At 42.9% G+C, this 15,850-nt stretch carries 9 protein-coding genes and 1 pseudogene; 4 read left to right on the forward strand and 6 right to left on the reverse strand.

Features of this window, described 5'->3' with window-relative positions; genetic code table 11:
• Nucleotides 1-88: 88 nt before the first annotated feature.
• From AACT19_RS18115 to AACT19_RS18125, 3 genes are all read right to left on the reverse strand, one after another.
• The gene (locus tag AACT19_RS18115; protein ID WP_076647892.1) at nt 89-2,845 is read right to left on the reverse strand and encodes an immune inhibitor A domain-containing protein; all 2,757 of its coding nucleotides are present in this window, start codon (nt 2,843-2,845) and stop codon (nt 89-91) included.
• 55 nt (nt 2,846-2,900) lie between these two features.
• Nucleotides 2,901-3,236, reverse strand: coding sequence for a hypothetical protein (locus tag AACT19_RS18120; protein WP_106408126.1), 336 nt, complete (start codon nt 3,234-3,236; stop codon nt 2,901-2,903).
• 543 nt (nt 3,237-3,779) lie between these two features.
• Nucleotides 3,780-4,745: a hypothetical protein gene (locus tag AACT19_RS18125; protein WP_029222432.1), complete on the reverse strand. Its 966-nt coding sequence runs from the start codon at nt 4,743-4,745 to the stop codon at nt 3,780-3,782.
• Between the two features lie 153 nt (nt 4,746-4,898).
• On the opposite strand from AACT19_RS18125, the gene AACT19_RS18130 reads away from it, so the two are divergent.
• Together AACT19_RS18130 and AACT19_RS18135 are read left to right on the forward strand one after the other, a co-directional pair.
• A complete protein-coding gene (locus AACT19_RS18130; RefSeq protein WP_076647895.1) occupies nt 4,899-5,366 on the forward strand; it encodes an Lrp/AsnC family transcriptional regulator in 468 nt (155 codons plus the stop codon).
• Between the two features lie 177 nt (nt 5,367-5,543).
• Nucleotides 5,544-7,106 carry a methyl-accepting chemotaxis protein gene (locus AACT19_RS18135; RefSeq protein ID WP_076647898.1) on the forward strand — a complete coding sequence of 521 codons (1,563 nt, stop codon included), beginning with the start codon at nt 5,544-5,546 and terminating at the stop codon, nt 7,104-7,106.
• A gap of 183 nt (nt 7,107-7,289) precedes the next feature.
• Here the strand turns inward: AACT19_RS18135 and tkt are convergent, their stop codons facing one another.
• Nucleotides 7,290-9,281 carry a transketolase gene (gene tkt, locus AACT19_RS18140; protein WP_004731573.1) on the reverse strand — a complete coding sequence of 664 codons (1,992 nt, stop codon included), beginning with the start codon at nt 9,279-9,281 and terminating at the stop codon, nt 7,290-7,292.
• A gap of 90 nt (nt 9,282-9,371) precedes the next feature.
• Nucleotides 9,372-10,322 (reverse strand): transaldolase, encoded by a 951-nt coding sequence (tal, locus tag AACT19_RS18145; RefSeq protein ID WP_029224345.1) that lies wholly within the window; start codon nt 10,320-10,322, stop codon nt 9,372-9,374.
• 459 nt (nt 10,323-10,781) lie between these two features.
• Between tal and AACT19_RS18150 the strand changes: the two genes are divergently transcribed.
• On the forward strand, nt 10,782-11,762 hold the full coding sequence (locus tag AACT19_RS18150; RefSeq protein ID WP_004731570.1) for a sugar-binding transcriptional regulator: 981 nt from the start codon (nt 10,782-10,784) through the stop codon (nt 11,760-11,762).
• A gap of 275 nt (nt 11,763-12,037) precedes the next feature.
• Nucleotides 12,038-15,055: a M6 family metalloprotease domain-containing protein gene (locus AACT19_RS18155; RefSeq protein ID WP_076647901.1), complete on the forward strand. Its 3,018-nt coding sequence runs from the start codon at nt 12,038-12,040 to the stop codon at nt 15,053-15,055.
• Nucleotides 15,056-15,749: 694 nt separating this feature from the next.
• Here the strand turns inward: AACT19_RS18155 and AACT19_RS18160 are convergent.
• Nucleotides 15,750-15,850 (reverse strand): annotated as a pseudogene (locus tag AACT19_RS18160) (IS5/IS1182 family transposase); the annotation flags it as partial.

Genomic DNA, 15,850 nt, shown 5'->3' on the forward strand with positions numbered 1-15,850 from the left:
CTTGTAAGTACGCGTGATAGAGCCGCGTACTTATTTTGATGGTCTATCGTTTAAGACCTAAGACCTAAGACCTAAGACCCAAGATGAGCTACAGGTCGACCAAAATTGTCTTAGTTGTAATCCCACCTTGGTCATCGATTATCTTCAGTGTCACCTCGTGCTGTCCGTATGAAGGGAAGATTGAAGTGAATGTGCGACCTCGTTTCACCTTTCCGTTTGGAAGTGTCCACTCGGTATCAACAACACGACCATCGCTGTCTGAACTTGTAGACCACATGGTTACCCAGCGACCCAAGTGAATGTACTTTGCACTCGCTTCTGGAAGGGCGTTTGGAGATTCAACACTCACTACGGAGCTAAATGAATCGGTAGCGCCTTTGTCGTCAACAACAGTCAAGTTCACCGTGTATTCACCGGCTTGTTCGTAAGACCAAGTTGGTGCCACTTCGTTACTTGTTGTGCCGTTGCCAAAGTCCCATAAGTAACTGGTGATCTCACCGTCTTGATCAGAACTGAAGTTACGTGCAGAAACGTTCAGGCCAGTGACATTGAGCTCGAAGTTCGCAGTAGGGGCGACGTTGTGTTGGCTTACTTTCGATAAGCGAACCACGCCGTATTCGTTGTTGTCACTCTGATTCACAATATCAACGGCTAAGCCAAACTCCGTTAGAATACGCCCTGAATCAGGCGCTTGTGGAGAGGTGTAATCTTGGTCGTCAGAGAAGCTAGCATTGCCAACCAAACTGGTATCTTCAAGTACATCATCGTCGCTGTTCACAAGACGCATTGGGGTATGATCTTTGAGTGAAAACGCAGCATCACGAACTTGATAACGAGTTTGAGCGACTTCACCGGATTTTTCCCAAGTCATGGCATTCTGGTCTGCATCGACCACGCCTAACCAACCTTCACCTGGGTGTTTGCCTACCCAGTTATCAGTCAGCGACTCGTCTACGTACCAAATGATCAAACCTGGATCGAATGAGATGAGTTGGCCCATGCGTTTGATGTTGGCTAGGCCTTCATCAACGTCCATGTGGCTACGCCATTGCAGTAGGTAGTAGTGTTGCGCTTGGTGGAATCCATTACTTAGCTTGTAGCCATTTAGGGCGAAGGTGGAGTTGCTTTCTCCATCGTCTATTGAGGTTACTTCACCATCCACGACCACACTGAGGTTATCCAAATAGAAACCTTCCATAGCCAAGCCACCATCGGTGATGTACTCAAACGAAAGCTCTACTTCTTGGCCTACCCATTGTGATACGTCAAACTCAGCGTCAATCCACCCGCCAGATTCGCCGCCAATAGCAGGAACGAGGCCTGTATTGTATGGGTCATCCATTGAGGTGATGTTGCCAGCTATTGCTTGTCCGTTGATTAGTACGCGAGCGAAGTCGTAGTCTTTCTCTATTTCATACCACGCTTTGAACGAAAGCAATGCAGAATCACCCGCTGGAATCACCAACTTGCGAGTCATGCTGTTTTTCAGGTCATCGCCTTTTTGAGAGTGGAACGAATACTCACCAGCAAACGGTTTTAAACCTTCGATCTGTTTTTCTGGAAGATCCACTTTAATCATGTTCGGACGGCTGTTATCCGTGGTTTGGAACAGCGTATAAACCTGTGGGTTGTCTTCTAAATCAGCAATTGAGATCTGGTCATCGTTAACCCAGCGACCACCAATCGATTTTTGTAGGAAGTGCTTTGCCCAAGAGCTGAATGCCGTTGGTTGTGTGCCACCAATTTTGCCAGCCCAGCTGCCTGAAGACATGATTGACCAGTAAGATACTGGTTCACCCTTGCCTGTGTATTGCGTGTCGTACTCGTCTGGTAAGCCTAAATCATGGCCATACTCGTGAGCACAGACACCAGCTGCTGCATCAATCGGTTGAATGGTGTAATCAAATGCCGCGTATTGGCCACCAAAGCGGTCGGGAAGCGAGCTAGAGGTACCTTCAAGCACATGTGTGCGACCAAGGTTGAATCGGTGAGACCAGATAGCATCAGGGCCTAATACGCCACCACCGGCTTCTTCGCCAACAGATGCGTGGAATACCATTAGGTGATCAATCACACCATCCGGTTCACGGAAGTTTCCGTCACCGTCGTAATCGTAACGATCTTCGATGTCGTAATCGGATAGGTTGATATTCGGGTCTTGAGCCAATTGATTCAGTGCTTCACGAACCAGTTCTTGTGCGTTTAAGTCGTTGTCGGTCGTCGGGGAGTTACCACCATAGAATGACGCAGGCTTAGAGGCGCGATACCAACCTGCCGCTTGACCTGCAACGCTGTAACTATCACCTGATTCGCTTTGGTAATACTGACGCATCGAGATTAGGTTTTCGCCATTTGGCCCTGTGTAGCCAGAATTTGAAAACAACAACTCTTGATAATGTTCAGGGTTGTAGCTCTCGTAGAGCATTTGCGTGTGCTCTTCGGTCAGCTTGTTATTATCCCAGTTCAAATCAGGGAAATCGACCAACAGAGCGAGTACTTTATCGGTACGCTTGGTGCCGACTTCTAAAGCAAAGACACTCGCTTTTTTAACACCGGATCCTTTTTCGATGGCTTTGAGTATTTTCGCTCGTTGCTCAAGTGCTTTTTTACCGAATTGAGCGTCGCCTTTAAAACCGGAATTGATCTTATTTTTTAAGTAACGGTCAAGTGCGTCGTGTTTTGCCACATCGGTTGCATCTTGGTCGACTAAGCCTTGTCTAACTAGCATTTCAATAAGTTTGTCTTCATTAACAACGCCTAAATCAATAGGTGTTTTTGCATAACTACTGACGCTAAATAGAGTAAGCATTGCTGAAGCCAACAATGTTTTTCTCATCATTTTCATTATATTTCCTTTTTATATTTCCATGTCGATATCAGTATCAACTGCCTTATTCGAATCAGTTGTCCGAGTCTGGCCTAATACACTCTTGTGGTGTCTTATTTAACTGACGTGTGTTTGCTGTATGTTTCGTACTTTCCATCTTTTTTATACTTTCTATTTCTTTTGTATTGGTTGTCTCTTTTCTATTTTTTGAATCAAACTGAGTGCTCTTTACTTTTTTAGCGTTGAGATAGATACGCAAAGCTTCTTGATTGCCCTCATAGGTTAAGCCTGGACAGATAACGCCTCGTTCAATCAATGACTTCAGCAATAGTTCGTCGTTCTCAAAAGTGGAAGCCTGTGACAGTGAGGGAAAAATGAGAACCATTAAAGCCATTGTTTTTCTAGGTATTTTTGTAAGAGTCTCAGTTGTAACAGGCGCTGCTATAAGGAACATATTCATAAGAGCCATCAGTTTTGATTATGTAACAAAATATATTTATAAAATTGACCAATCAAATGGATAATTATTACAAGTAATTGTTCGTTCCGATTTCAACATTTAAAGTTAATATCAAATAAGGGGTGTTATTTATTTTATTATCAGCTATTTAGTGGGTTTTGTTGAATGAATAGTTGATAGTTTGGATTTTTAACAACATTAGTTGGGAAGTGGTTATTATCTTGAGAGCGCTTTATACAAGGTATGGAGTGATAATAATAATATATGTGTTTTATTATCTGTGTTTAAAAAATGAATTTAATAATTGAGTGTTTAGTAAATACTCATGCTGAAATTATTTTCACTCGAAATATCAATAATTGGGGTGTTGAGAATGATTTTCAGTGTTTCAAGGGCGTGAAATTTAACAATAGCGGAGGTGATAGGAGCACCAAGTCGTAAAAAAGAGCCCGTATTTGAGCTCTTTTCCTTTTATTCTCGTTGGCGCTTTACTTATGACTGAGAGACATCACGATAAAAATAACGTTCACAAGTACGTGGATTCATGCGCTTAATGACGTTTGATATTAAGGCGATAACCAGCACTGAGAATACTAACCTTCCCCAAAATATGGTGTAAAAATCAGCCCCAATTAACATGATCAAAAGTGTATCTTCAATCAAACTGTGGAGTAGATTGAGCAGCATGATTGCGGTGAATACATCCCTCGCCGAGATATGTCCCTTTTTAGCTTCATTGATCAATAAGCCGCCGCCAAACGAAAGACCAAGCGTGATTCCAATAATGGTTAGGTTAGTCGCGTCCTTGCTGATTCCGAGTAGTCTCAAGAATGGTCTTAACAATATTGCCATGAGCTTTTCAACGCCGAGAATCTTTAAAACCTTGAGTAGCAGTAATAGAGCTGAAATCACGATGAAGATAACGGCAAAGCTCTTTAGCTGCTCAATAGCCCATCCAAGATAGCTCGAGTCTCCAGATACTTCAGGCTGCCAAAGCACGGTTGCTGGGTAGTTGAGCAAATCCCCGTATTGATAACTGAGATTGAGTAACCATGCCAGCACCAAGCTACCACCGACTCTCACTGATAGCGTAGCCAGCCAACTCACACCCGCCTTTTTAGCTATTGCACCCTCAATCGGTAATGAATGCGCTAGTAGCATCATGCTGCCTAAAACCGAGGCTTGAGCAACCGTTAAGGGAGCATCGGAATTAATAAGAATAATCAGCCCCGCATAGATGTTAGTGAGTATGGTTGTTGCCCATACCAAGCCCATTTCTTTCGGTAATCCGACGCTTTCCATTATTGGGCTTAGCCATTCGCTAAGAATCACGACGCCGCCAAGCTCTTCAACGACCTTTATCACGATGATGATTGGAATCATGATTCGGAAAAGAGTCGAGGTGACATCGAAAATCTCTCTGAGGAGTTCTTTAAAAAATTGATAGATTGATTTCATAGTTACGACCATGGTTCGATTGTTTGGAATGAGAAGATCTTACCTTGATTATTGTGATGGTTATTTCAAAATCTACATCAATATTCGACTCAAATTTTTTATTTGTCGTAGTATTCGAAATTATTATTCACAAAATTAGAGTATTGAGAAATTATGGAAATTGATCGTATAGATAGAAATATTCTCGTTGAACTGCAGAAGAACAACCGAACCCCAAACCTCACATTGGCTGAGATGGTTGGGTTATCGCCTCCGGCTTGTTTAAAGCGAGTGAAACGATTGAGAGAGGAAGGCGTGATTGTGAGTGATGTGTCTATTATCAACCCAGAGCTTACAGGCAGCAAGATGACTTTGGTTGTGTCCGTAGAAATGGAACGAGACCGAGGGGATATTTATCAAATCTTTCGCCATTCTATTTCTAAGGCGTCAGAGGTCACGCAGTGCTATCAGATATCGGGCAGTTTTGACTTTATGTTGATTGTGACGGTCAAAGACATTCAAGCCTACGAAGATTTTGTTGAACGAGTACTGCGCAAAGATTTAAACATTCGCAAGTTCCATACCTCTGTTTCTATGAGAACCGTGAAATTTACCACTGCGGTTAACTTAGATGAGTCATGACCGTGAATTTGAGAAGAGAAAAGAAAAGGCGTGAAGCTTTGAGCTTTGTGAGGTGTCAGGCGTATTTTTGTATAAATAGCAGGCATTTACATAAAATGTGACGTTCACATTTTGTCATAACTTTAATAATTGTATATATTCCTCGCCTAAAACAATAATTAACAAAAGTTAATATAAATGACTGTCAGTTCATCTTCTCAATCTCGTGAAACGCTTCTAAGCGAAAACGAACAACTTGTCTCGACTACCGACCTTAAAGGTGTGATTACTTACAGTAATGATGCTTTTTGTCGCATCGCAGAATACAGCCAACAAGAGTTGCTAGGGCAACACCACAATATCGTGAGGCATAATGATATGCCGAAAGCGGCTTTTGCTGATATGTGGGTTAACCTAAAGCAAGGTAAAGCATGGCGCGGTATCGTAAAAAATAAAACCCAATCTGGTGGTTACTACTGGGTTGATGCTTACGTTACCCCTATTTATGATGGCGGGAAGGTGAGTGGCTACCAATCGGTTCGTGTTAAGCCTAAAAACGAATGGGTACAAGTCGCGGATAAGGCTTACCAAAGCTTATTGAAGGCTGAGAAGTCGGGTCGTCAATGGTCGTTGCAGATCAGTGACAGTGTTCGTTATGCAGTGTTACTCGGTTCTTTAGCCGCACCTTTGATTTCAAACCTAATCGAAGTAGGGCAAGTATCGCAATGGTTGTTGAGCCTACTTCCTGTTTCCGCATTAGCATTGCTTTTCCGACAAGAGCTCATTGATACTCCATTGCAGTTAAAAAAGCTGCAATCTAAATTCGATAGTGTCAGTCGCCTTGTCTATTCAGGTAATAGTCAGTTCTCTGTTGCCGATTTTCACTTAAAACTATTGTCTGCACGAATCCGCACGGTACTAGGTCGCATGACAGACTCAGCCAAGCCACTACAGGATTTGGCGGACAACCTGAATTCCACGTCATTTGAAGTATCTGAAGCTTTAGATCAACAAACAAAAGACATCCTTCAAGTACGAGAGGCGACTGAAGAGGTTGAAGTCACCGCGAACGAGGTCTCTTCTCGTACAGAAGAAGCGCACCAGATTGTTGATGTGACTTTGCAAACCTGTGCTGGTGCTAAAGAGAGCATTAATCAAACCCATCGAAATTTAGAAAGCTTAGCTTCACAGGCTGAAAAGGCGACTCAAACAACTTACCAATTGAGCGATCAAGCGCAGAGCGTAAGCAAGATAATGGAAGAGATTGGTGGAATCGCCGAACAAACCAATTTGTTGGCACTAAATGCAGCAATTGAAGCGGCTAGAGCGGGCGAGCAAGGACGAGGCTTTGCCGTTGTTGCCGACGAAGTACGTGCGCTATCGGGTCGTACGTCAAAGGCGACGGTTCAGATCAAAGAGAGTATCGACACCATGCTAGCGACGATTGAAGGCTGGCAAAAGGATATTCTAGCGAACCGAGAGCAAACGGACGCGTGTGGCGATGTTGCGAAGGTGAGTGCAGATCGCTTATCTGAAGTCGAAACTTTAATGCAATCGATGAACGATTTAATGCAGTCGGTTGAAAGCTCCGCGCATAAACAGCGTCAGCTATCGAGTGATGTAAACCTGCATATGCAGTCTATCGCGTCTACTGCAGAGCAAAATTTAGTGGCAACGCATTCCGTGAAAGACCACTCCACTGAGCTAAAAGAGCAAGTGAATGAGTTCTATCACTTGGCGAAGCGCTTCGAAGAGAAATAGCTGCCAAATTCAAACCCGAATGAGAAATTAAGAAACAAGAAAGAGCCTTGCGAAGCTAGCAGGGCTTTTTTGTGAGCCAAAAGAACAGATAACAGATTAACAGGCAATAGATACAAAAAAGCCCTACTCAAAAGAGTAGGGCTTTCTATTATGTGCTTAGAAATCAGCTAACGGATTAACAGACTAAGCAAGAATCTCTTTCGCTGTGTTTACTACGTTTTCAGTAGTGAAACCGAACATCTTGAATAGCTCGCCTGCTGGTGCAGATTCGCCGAACGTTGTCATGCCGATGATCTTGCCACCGAAGCCAACGTACTTGTACCAGAAGTCAGCGATGCCAGCTTCTACTGCGATACGTGCTGTAACGTCTGACGGAAGTACAGACTCACGGTATTCAGCGTCTTGCTTGTCGAATGCATCAGTTGCAGGCATAGATACTACGCGTACCGCTTTACCTTCAGCGGTTAGTTCAGCAGCAGCGCTAACCGCTAGCTCAACTTCAGAACCCGTTGCAATGATGATTAGCTCTGGCTTGCCAGCGCAATCTTTCAGGATGTAACCACCCTTAGCGATGTTTGCCACTTGCTCAGCGTCACGATCTTGTTGTGCAAGGTTTTGACGAGAGAAGATAAGTGCAGAAGGACCATCTTTACGCTCGATTGCCAGTTTCCAAGCAACAGCAGACTCAACTTGGTCACATGGACGCCATGTGCTCATGTTTGGAGTCAGACGTAGAGAAGCGATCTGCTCAACCGGTTGGTGAGTAGGACCATCTTCGCCTAGGCCGATAGAATCGTGCGTGTAAACTTGGATGTTCTGAGTTTTCATCAGAGCAGCCATACGCATAGCGTTACGCGCGTATTCCATGAACATTAGGAACGTTGCGCCGTATGGTACGAAACCACCGTGCAGAGCGATACCGTTCATGATAGCCGTCATACCGAATTCACGTACACCGTAGTGGATGTAGTTACCAGAGAAGTCATTTGCTTCAAGAGACTTAGAACCAGACCACATAGTCAGGTTAGAAGGCGCAAGGTCAGCAGAGCCGCCCATGAATTCAGGTAGCATAGCACCGAACGCTTCTAGTGCATTTTGAGATGCTTTACGTGATGCGATGTTTGCTGGGTTAGCTTGAAGATCAGCGATGATTGCCGATGCTTTCTCTTCCCATTCAGCAGGAAGATCACCGTTTACGCGGCGTTTGAATTCAGCTGCCAGCTCAGGGTATGCTGCTTCATAAGCTGCAAGTTTCTCGTTCCACGCTGCTTCCTTAGCTGCGCCTGCTTCTTTCGCATCCCACTCTGAGTAAACTTCCGACGGAATTTCAAAAGGACCGTGCTCCCAACCTAGTTGCTTACGAGTTGCTGCGATTTCATCAGCGCCTAATGGTGCACCGTGACAGTCGTGCGTACCTGCTTTGTTTGGAGAACCAAAGCCGATTACAGTTTTAGTACAGATTAGAGTCGGACGAGGATCCGCTTTAGCTGCTTCGATAGCCGCGTTGATAGCGTCAGCATCGTGACCATCAACTGCTGGGATTACGTGCCAGCCGTAAGCTTCAAAACGCTTAGGAGTATCGTCAGAGAACCAACCTTCCACTTCGCCATCGATAGAGATGCCGTTGTCATCCCAGAAAGCAACCAGCTTACCAAGACCTAGCGTACCCGCTAGAGAACATGCTTCGTGAGAAATACCTTCCATCAGACAGCCATCACCCATGAATGCATAAGTGTAGTGGTCTACGATGTCGTGGCCTTCTTTGTTGAACTGTGCCGCAAGAGCTTTTTCAGCCATCGCCATACCAACAGCGTTGGTGATGCCTTGACCTAGAGGACCAGTCGTTGTTTCGATACCTGGTGCGTAGCCGTACTCTGGGTGACCCGGAGTCTTAGAGTGCAGTTGACGGAAGTTCTTAAGGTCTTCAATTGAAAGCTCGTAACCTGCTAGGTGAAGCAGAGAGTAAATCAGCATTGAGCCGTGGCCGTTAGACAGGATAAAACGGTCTCGGTCAGCCCACTCTGGGTTTGACGGGTTGTGGTTTAGGTGAGAGCGCCAAAGTACTTCAGCGATGTCAGCCATGCCCATAGGTGCGCCAGGGTGACCAGAGTTTGCTTGTTGTACGCCGTCCATGCTTAGAGCACGGATCGCGTTAGCTAGATGTTTGCGGTTCATAATTGCTTCCAAAATTGATTCGAAATTAAAAATTCGTGGATAGATGTAAAAGAGGAACGAAATTCGTTCCTCTTATTTATTCGGTAGTGATTACAGCTTAGCTGCGATCATGTCTTCTAGTTTGCCTTGGTCTACGGCGAAGTTGCGGATGCCTTCAGCTAGCTTCTCTACAGCCATTGGGTCTTGGTTGTGATCCCATAGGAACTCAGCGTGAGTCATTGCAGCAGGACGCTCTTTAGTACCGTTAGAGTCGATTAGCTTCTCTACTACTTCGCCTTCAGCTGCTTCTAGGTCAGCTAGAAGTTGAGGAGCGATAGTTAGACGGTCACAGCCAGCAAGTTCAAGGATCTCGCCGATGTTACGGAAGCTTGCGCCCATAACAACAGTCTTGTAACCGTGCTCTTTGTAGTAGTTGTAGATGTCTGAAACAGAGATTACGCCTGGATCTTCTGAAGCTTCGAAATCACGACCTTCTTTCGCTTTGTACCAGTCCATGATGCGACCAACGAAAGGAGAGATAAGGAATACACCCGCTTCAGCACAAGCACGAGCTTGAGCGAAAGAGAATAGAAGCGTTAGGTTACAGTTGATGCCTTCTTTCTCTAGGATTTCAGCCGCACGGATGCCTTCCCAAGTAGAAGCCAACTTGATAAGGATGCGGTCGTTAGTGATGCCAGCGTCGTTGTACATTTTGATAAGTTGACGAGCTTTAGCAACGCTGCCTTCCATGTCGTAAGAAAGACGAGCATCTACTTCAGTAGAGATACGGCCAGGTACAACGTTAAGGATTTCTTTACCGATGTTCACGTTAAGCATGTCACAAGTGTCTTGAACTTGTTGTGCTTTATCAGCGCTTTGCGCTTTAGCGTATTCGATAGAAGCATCGATTAGAGGTGCGTACTCAGCAATTTGAGCGGCTTTAAGAATTAGAGATGGGTTAGTTGTTGCATCTTCCGGAGTGTACTTGCTGATAGCTTCGATATCGCCAGTGTCAGCTACAACAGTTGTTAGTTTACGAAGTTGCTCTAATTTATTGCTCATTTTGATCATCCTATGTATCGCAGAACACCCCTTTAATGGGAGAGGTGTGGGCATTTGCAAGCGAACTAATGAAGTTCCTCATGGTTGTACCAGTGAGCCTAACTTACATTAATTTAAATTTTTCTCCGAACGAACATTTGCACAGAACATTTGTTCGCTCGATGAGTAAATGATGTAGCCATATTTATCCGATCTAGCCCCAAAGTCAACGGTAAATAGTGCTGTATGGTGACTTCAGTCAAATATATTTCGCTCTAGTAATCATGGGGTATGCAAGCAAACGTTTAACGAACAAAGTGAGGTGAATTAATCAACAACAAAACTATGGTTATGATGCTGAGCAAATGTTCCTTGTTGTTACATATGTTCAGGGTGTAAGCTTGTGTATCACTTACTGAGCTCTCCTATATTAGGAAGTACAGCAGGTAAAATAATTGTTAAATATTGGTTGAGTGGTATATGAGTAAGAATATCCAAGATGTTTCCGAAGAAAACACTGATCTCCTCACTGAAGTAGCCGTTGCTTACTATCAAGATGGCGCCACACAAGAAGAGATCTCTAAAAAGTTCTCTATCTCTCGTGCAAAGGTTGGTCGAATGCTCAAGCAAGCCCGCGATGAAGGGATTGTCGAGATCACCGTGAAATACCACCCAGTATTCAGCGCGAAGATCGAACAACGTCTCATCGAAAGGTTTGGTGTTAAGCGTGCACTGGTTGCATTAGACCAACCGAATGAAGAGAAGCAACGACTACAAGTGGCTGGTTTAGTATCTAACTATCTGACTAGCACCTTGAAAAACGGCATGGTAGTCACGGTTGGCCAAGGTCGAAACGTATCGTCTGTTGCTCACCATACTGGCGTAATTACCCCACGTGACTGTAAATTCGTATGCGGTATCGGCGGTATTCACCCAAGAGGCGGTATGTTTAACGCCGACCATATATGCAGACAACTAGCGAAAAAGTACGGCGGATCTTCTGAAACCTTGTACGCGCCTGCTTATGCTGAAAACAAAGCACAAAAATCCGCGTTCATGGAAAACAGTACTGTTAAGCAAACACTCGATCTAGCTCGTAAAGCGGATGTCGCATTAGTGGGTATCGGTGATATGAGTGAAAACAGCTATATGGTCGACTTAGGCTGGTTTACCGCGGGTGAGGTAGTACAGTCTCGTTTACTACAAGGTGTCGTCGGTGACTTTGCTGGCTATGACTTTTTCGACGTTCACGGTAAAGCTGCAAATACAGTAATGAGTGACCGTGTGATTGGTTTGGCCTTGGAAGAGTTCCGCCCTATCGCTGATGTAATCGCCATCGCTGCCGAGAACAGTAAACCATTAGCTTTATTAGGCGCGTTAAGAACTGGCGTAGTTGATGTGATTGCGACTAGTGTAAGTAATGCTTTAACGGTACTTAACTTAGATGAGCAAATAAAGTAAAGGTTTCAATAACCTATTCCTTACGCGTTCGATATTTTGAATATTAAATATGTCTAATTAAACTATCTAGTAGTAGATGATTATTTATATCCACCTATTATAACTATATTTTATTTGGTTATAAAGTATGGTTATAATTTATTTTAGTATAAATAATATTTATGGGTTTAGTTAGAAAGTTAATTGGTTAATATTATTTTATATTGATAAGGTCTCGTTTCATTTAACGAATGAATTGTCTATTTCTGAGACATTCGACTAACGAGATTACCCTAATGAGGACAAAATTAATTTGTATATTTATTACAGCACTTATTGCTGTTTTCTCTGTACAAGCAACGACTTTACCTGCGCCGACCTGGCATACGATGACCTTTATTGATGGTAGTACAAAAGAGCTGCGACTAATGGGTTCCCAGTATATGTTCTGGTACCAAGACTATGATGGTTACATATATGTTCAGAGTACTGATAATCAATGGTATTTTGCCAAATATGAAACAAGTAATGGCGGGGCTGGCAGAGTCGTTTCTACTGGGGTGTTGGCTTCGGGTGAAGCTGACGTACCAGTTGAGTCAAACATAAAAAATCTGAAAATTGATCCAATACACATCAATGAATCTTTTGACTCACCTGCTGCAAACCTTAAAAGATTCAGCCCAATAGAAAATCAACGCTCACTTCTAAAAAATCCTTCGAAAAAAAGAATCACTGAGCAAGCTTTGTTGGTAATACAAGTTAGCTTTTCAAACGAACAGATAGAAAATGACTTTCAGTCGACGATATTTGGAGAAAACCAACAAAGTGTTCAAGATTATTTCCTTAAAAATAGTTATGGGAATTATAAAGTTGTTCCGGCCAAAGAAAACGAAGGAACAAAAAATGATGGCGTTATTAATGTCATGTTGGATATAGAACATCCAAATTGTCACTCTAAGTCTGATAGTAATTGCCAAAGTAAACTTAATGATGTGTTCGCAAAGGCGTATGAAGCGTTAGATGTTAATTTTAACCTTTCTCAATACGACTACAACAATGACGATAGTATCTCCCCACAAGAACTGTCCGTAATGTTTGTGTTTGCGGGCAATGACAAATCTAGTGGGACACGTAAAACCCCCACTATTTGGCCGCACAAGTTTGTTCACCGAACTGTCGAGATAGACGGGAAGCGTATTAGCACGTACTGCCTATTCGCAGATTATCAAGATGACCACCAATCAACCATGGGGGTTATTGCTCACGAGCTTGGACACTTGATGTTAGGGCTGCCGGATCTATATTCTTATAAGCATGATGCTTCGATTGGACATTGGGGACTAATGGGAGGTGGCAGTTGGGGCAGTAAACCCAGTGACCAGTATGCTGGCGAAACTCCCGTTAACATGTTGGCGTGGAGTAAAGAGGCCTCAGGTTTTTTAAAGCCGAAAGTACTCTCTAATAACGGCAATGTCGAAATAGACACAATCAAGGGCGAAAGCGTTATTCATCTTGACCCTTACCTCAAGCAATTTGGCCCCCGCGCTTACGTTGAAAATAGGCGCAAAAATAATTACGACCAGGCGCTTCGTGGAGAGGGATTGTTAATAACATCTGTGAATATAGATAACCAATTCAACAGTTCGGGTCCAATGCAAGTGCAGGTTTTCCAAGCCGATGGAGAGGGGTTACTCGAAAGTGGCCTTTCATCTGGAGATAATGGTGATGTTTTCCCAGGTAGAGAATCGGTTGCTAATCTCTCTGATGAGTCCGAACCTTCCTTAATGACGATTACTGCTGGAAGAAAGACTGATATCTCAATAACCAATATTGTCAGTGATGATACCAAAGCGAGTTTCTCTTTATTAGTGCCTAACTCAAACAATAAATCATCTTGGGTAACTTCTTTTGGAAGAACTTACCCACGTTACAACGCGAATAGCAATGTTCTAGGTTTTTCCATTGATGTGGTTAACAGCAAGCAAGACATTGCGGGGATTCATTTCTACGCAAAAGCAACGAGCGTCGCGATGCCTATGTTCTATCGCTTGCTGGAATATCCATATCAATCAAGATTCGGTAAGGCAGTTATTGATGAGAATGCCGCTCGATTGCTACACCGAGGCGTCGCTCAGCAAGGTGGCGGACAAATCATATTTGACGAGAAAATTAAGCTTGGTCTGGGTGCTAAATTAATTGTCTTAGAGATTGAAAATGGAACTCCTGAATACTCAACACAGTTTTTAGATGCGTATTTGGGTGACGGACAAAGAAAAAGACAGTTTTCGGGGACCATTTCTGATTACAAAACTCGAGGTTTGAGCCGTGGGTTTGGTCAGAATTTCCCTTTTGCAGTACTTTTTAAACTGCCGATACAAGACAAACCTATTGCCGTCGACGATAGGATATCGACCGATGAAGACATCCCTTTTATGCTCAATCTGTTGGCGAATGATATCAATCTACCGAAGCCCAATAATTATGTTGTAGAACTAGGGCGGAAGCCGATCAAAGGTGTGATAAAAGATGGAACTTACTTCCCGCTAGCAGATCAGTTTGGTCGCGACAGCTTTACATATCGCTTGGTAGGTGGACTTGGGGATAAGACGGACTTTGTTTATGTGGACGTTGATATCAAACCTGTGAATGATGCTCCTCAGTTAACGCTCGATAGGTTAAATGCAAAGTCTGAACCTGGCGAAACCGTGACATTTACAGTGACCAATATTACCGATATTGATTCTTCGGAGCATCAAATCACGTGGTCTCAAGTAAAAGGCCCAAGGTTATTGTTAAATGGCGCCCAATCTAAAGCCCTAAAAGTGACGGTACCGAGTGATACTTTGGAAGGAGAGCAATACATATTTGTTGTTCTGGTGGAGGACGCATCAGGAGGTTACGTAAAGCAGTCCGTAACGGTTGATGTGCGAAGAAAGCAAGTATCACTCTTGGGCGTTAAATCTCTACAAGTAAAATATGGCGATAAAATCGATTTGGTTCCCAATATTAGCGGTGAGGTTGATATATTATTTATTTTTGAATCCCCGCGTAATGGCATTGCAAAAGTTGTCGATAATAAGATCATTTATAATGCGCCTACTCAACGTAAGTTGGCATTATACGACACTATTAAATACAAGGCTTTATCAGCCGATGGTGGTGAATGGATTGGTTCGTTTGATATAGAAGTTTTACCAAATCTTTCAAATGATTCCTCTGTGTCAATAACTCAAAGCGATTCATCAGGAGGAAGTTCCTCATTACCTATTCTTTTAATTCTGTGTTTACTCTTCCGATTGAGAGTACAGCGATAGAATAAAGTGACAAAAAAAGAACTATATTGATTAGCTATTTTTTGTCCAGTTTTAAATTTTGACTCCAAAAAATGAAACAAACTGTCGTATTTGTGAATCAAGGTTTACATTTGTAGGTATTTAGTTTTACTTGAGTGCAATCTCGATCACAAAAATGGACAATGCTTAGTTTGGGCAACTTTTGAACTTTAGTATTATAAATGTTAATTATTTACATAAGTTTCAAATCTTTTATGCACTACTAAGGTTGCGAGTACATAGGTCTTGGTTAAAATTTTTTGATTATTACTTTCCCTAGAGCGGGTGTTGTGCAAGGGCCTGTGGTACACGAATGATAAGTGAGATATGTTGTTTGTAAAAGTATATAAGGATTTGAGAATTAGTTGTTGGTAAGAAAAGTGTATTTATAATTTAGATGAATATAAGAATTATTTGTGATGACATAGATAATGTTACTGTATCTGAATGACACTATTGTTATTTTTACACTGATTGTTAATAATTCAAATTTATTTTTTGGGCCGCGATGCTAAGCGGTGTATAAAGGAAAGGGAGCCCGTTTGGGCTCCATTTTTGATTTATCGTGTTATTTGGTATCTAGGTAGAACAACCAACCGCTTACACTGTTGGTTCAGGTAGTGGCTTTGTTACGTAATTAAATTTAGAGATAGAGCTACCCCGTTTCGTGTATTTCTTAGTCAATACGACAAATTTCAGGCATACCTAACCCAGTAAGCTTGTTCAACGCTTTTATCATCGCGTAAGTTTCACCCTCCTGGGCATTGTAATTTCTTA

This window comes from Vibrio sp. 10N.222.47.A9, assembly GCF_963872585.1.
Taxonomy (GTDB): Bacteria; Pseudomonadota; Gammaproteobacteria; order Enterobacterales; family Vibrionaceae; genus Vibrio; species Vibrio splendidus.

Excerpts from the sequence above, each read along its gene's own strand:
- tal (WP_029224345.1), bottom strand. The coding sequence starts at position 10,322 with ATGAGCAATAAATTAGAGCAACTTCGTAAACTAACAACTGTTGTAGCT.
- AACT19_RS18130 (WP_076647895.1), top strand. The coding sequence starts at position 4,899 with ATGGAAATTGATCGTATAGATAGAAATATTCTCGTTGAACTGCAGAAG.
- AACT19_RS18155 (WP_076647901.1), top strand. The coding sequence starts at position 12,038 with ATGAGGACAAAATTAATTTGTATATTTATTACAGCACTTATTGCTGTT.
- AACT19_RS18125 (WP_029222432.1), bottom strand. The coding sequence starts at position 4,745 with ATGAAATCAATCTATCAATTTTTTAAAGAACTCCTCAGAGAGATTTTC.
- tkt (WP_004731573.1), bottom strand. The coding sequence starts at position 9,281 with ATGAACCGCAAACATCTAGCTAACGCGATCCGTGCTCTAAGCATGGAC.
- AACT19_RS18150 (WP_004731570.1), top strand. The coding sequence starts at position 10,782 with ATGAGTAAGAATATCCAAGATGTTTCCGAAGAAAACACTGATCTCCTC.
- AACT19_RS18135 (WP_076647898.1), top strand. The coding sequence starts at position 5,544 with ATGACTGTCAGTTCATCTTCTCAATCTCGTGAAACGCTTCTAAGCGAA.
- AACT19_RS18115 (WP_076647892.1), bottom strand. The coding sequence starts at position 2,845 with ATGAAAATGATGAGAAAAACATTGTTGGCTTCAGCAATGCTTACTCTA.